Annotated in this window: 2 protein-coding genes; both read left to right on the top strand. The window is 39.1% G+C overall.

Annotated elements, in window-relative coordinates:
* Positions 1–1,320, top strand: a 1,320-nt coding sequence (locus NFR61_RS11100) for a glycine rich domain-containing protein (RefSeq protein WP_251624153.1), incomplete at its 5' end; no start/stop codon positions are given.
* 18 nt (positions 1,321–1,338) lie between these two features.
* The gene (locus NFR61_RS11105) at positions 1,339–1,584 is read left to right on the top strand and encodes a hypothetical protein (RefSeq protein WP_251624155.1); all 246 of its coding nucleotides are present in this window, start codon (positions 1,339–1,341) and stop codon (positions 1,582–1,584) included.
* Positions 1,585–2,160 lie beyond the last annotated feature (576 nt).

The raw sequence follows: 2,160 nt of genomic DNA on the forward strand, positions 1-2,160 counted from the left end.
TATGTAAAGAAGCCGGGAGAAGCGAAATTTGATATAATTCCCGATGCCAACGGGGAGTCATTGGTGTATAATAATTTTGTCAATACCGGCACCACTTTTGTAAGGTATCAGTTCAAACGTGTAGCAATCTGTGCCGTAGGCATGGCGGAAACAGTGACGAATGTGTATGTGGCACCTCTTCCGTGGACAATTTCATTGGATACGTATACCAATGTTTACCCCTCTTTTACCGTAAATTCGACGTGGGCTAACATGACACGGACACATTGGAAACTGGATAATGCTCCCGCAGGAATATCTATTGCAGCTGACAAAGGCGTGGTGTCCGGCTTGACTTCCAATTCCGTATTTTGGGTAGATGTGACGGTTTCATCGGATAAATGTCCGGGACAGTCGTGGACCAAGAAATTAGAAATTACACGTCAATTTAATTACACAGGAGGAGTGCAAAGTATTGTATTGACTGCCGGGAAATATAAAATGGAGTGTTGGGGAGCATCTGGGACATCTTCAAGTAGCTACGTAGGGGGACGAGGTGGATATGTGAAAGGAGAGTTGTATTTAACTGTTCAAAAAAACTTTTATATTTATGTAGGGGAAATAGGAGTTGATAAAAGTGTAACGTTGGCATATGGTGTCAATAGTTTTAATGGAGGAGGAGGGGGTAGTTATACTTGCTATAATTATAATAAAGGTAAAAAAGCATATAATTACATGGGAGGAGGAGCTACGGATATAAGGTTGACAAACGGAGCGTGGAATGATTTTAATAGTTTGAAATCAAGAATTATGGTGGCTGCTGGTGGTGCTGCTGCTCCTAAAAAATACCAAGATGGAGTTCCGGGTGGAGGTTTGAAGGGATATGATGGTCCTGCGGGAAACGGAGGAACGCAGACTTCGGCTGGTGGATCCAATGGTGGTTTCGGTTACGGAGGAACAGCCGCTTATGGGGGCGGAGGGTGTAATAATAATGACGCGTATGGTGCTGGGAGTGGATATTATGGTGGCGGTGCTAGCGATAAAAATTATTTGAATATGGGAAATTATACCAAGAGTGCAGGATCGGGTTCCTCTTTTATTTCCGGTCATACCGGCTGTGATGCGATTAGTGCTTCTTCGACATCATCCAATATAATTCATACAGGACAATCAATACATTATTCCGGTGTATATTTCACAAACACTATAATGATTGATGGTGCCGGTTATCAATGGACGACAGCAAAAGGCAGCTATATCGGTATGCCGAATTTAGCAGGCACTGGAACAATGACAGGAAATTCCGGAAACGGTCAGGTACGAATTACACCGCTGAATTAAAAGTGGAGAAATGGAATAATGGAGCAGTGGAAAAATGCTTTTTCCACTGTTCTATTTTTGCCAATTTTTTTACTCCAAAAAATAAAGGATATGTTTTCTATTAAAAAAGAGTATATTTTTGATGCAAAAAGAGGCTCTTTTTTACATGAAAAGGATATGTTTTTCAAAAGGGCTATTTTTAGCCCAAAAGATATACAATTTCATGATGAAAAATATAGGTCTGCTTTACCTCAAAAAACAGAAATAAAAATTATCCCATTTTAAGGGACGGTTTTTAACTTTTTTCTATACTAAATGTTTAATTAGTTCTTACTAGTCGTCGAATAGGATTTTTACCGATTTTTTACTCAAAATAAAAACGATAGGTTTTTAAAAAAGGGGTATTTATTAGCCCAAAGGTAAAAGATGAATTCGTTGTAGATTCACTGTAAATTCGCAGGGGCAAGACAAGTGCTACGGAGTTGGTTCAGCGGATACCCAGCCAATCGCAGGAGAATTTTATAAGAAAGTACTATTCGACGCTGTCTTAACTTTCCCACTTTAAAGTTTTTATCTATATTTGTCCTGTTATGGCAGAGAGCTGCCATACATATTATTTTTGAAGCGTTTAGTTTTATCCTAATTTAGAAAATCGCCAATTTTCAGTATAACAGGGATAAACAGTATAAACGTTCACGTTCACCGTATATATGTCTATGCTATATACCGGCTAAGCGTGGGTAACTGTTTATTTGTTATACGGGTGTTTGGCGATACCTCTAAATTGATAAACTAAAGTTCCCACGCTTTCTTTTTGTTATAAACCCACCTTTCCGGGGACTTTCAAGGTGCTAAGTAATT

The sequence above is a fragment of the Odoribacter lunatus genome (genome assembly GCF_943193135.1).
GTDB lineage: Bacteria > Bacteroidota > Bacteroidia > Bacteroidales > Marinifilaceae > Culturomica > Culturomica lunata.

Coding starts and splice junctions, on each gene's coding strand:
- NFR61_RS11105 (WP_251624155.1), top strand. CDS start 1,339: ATGGAGCAGTGGAAAAATGCTTTTTCCACTGTTCTATTTTTGCCAATT.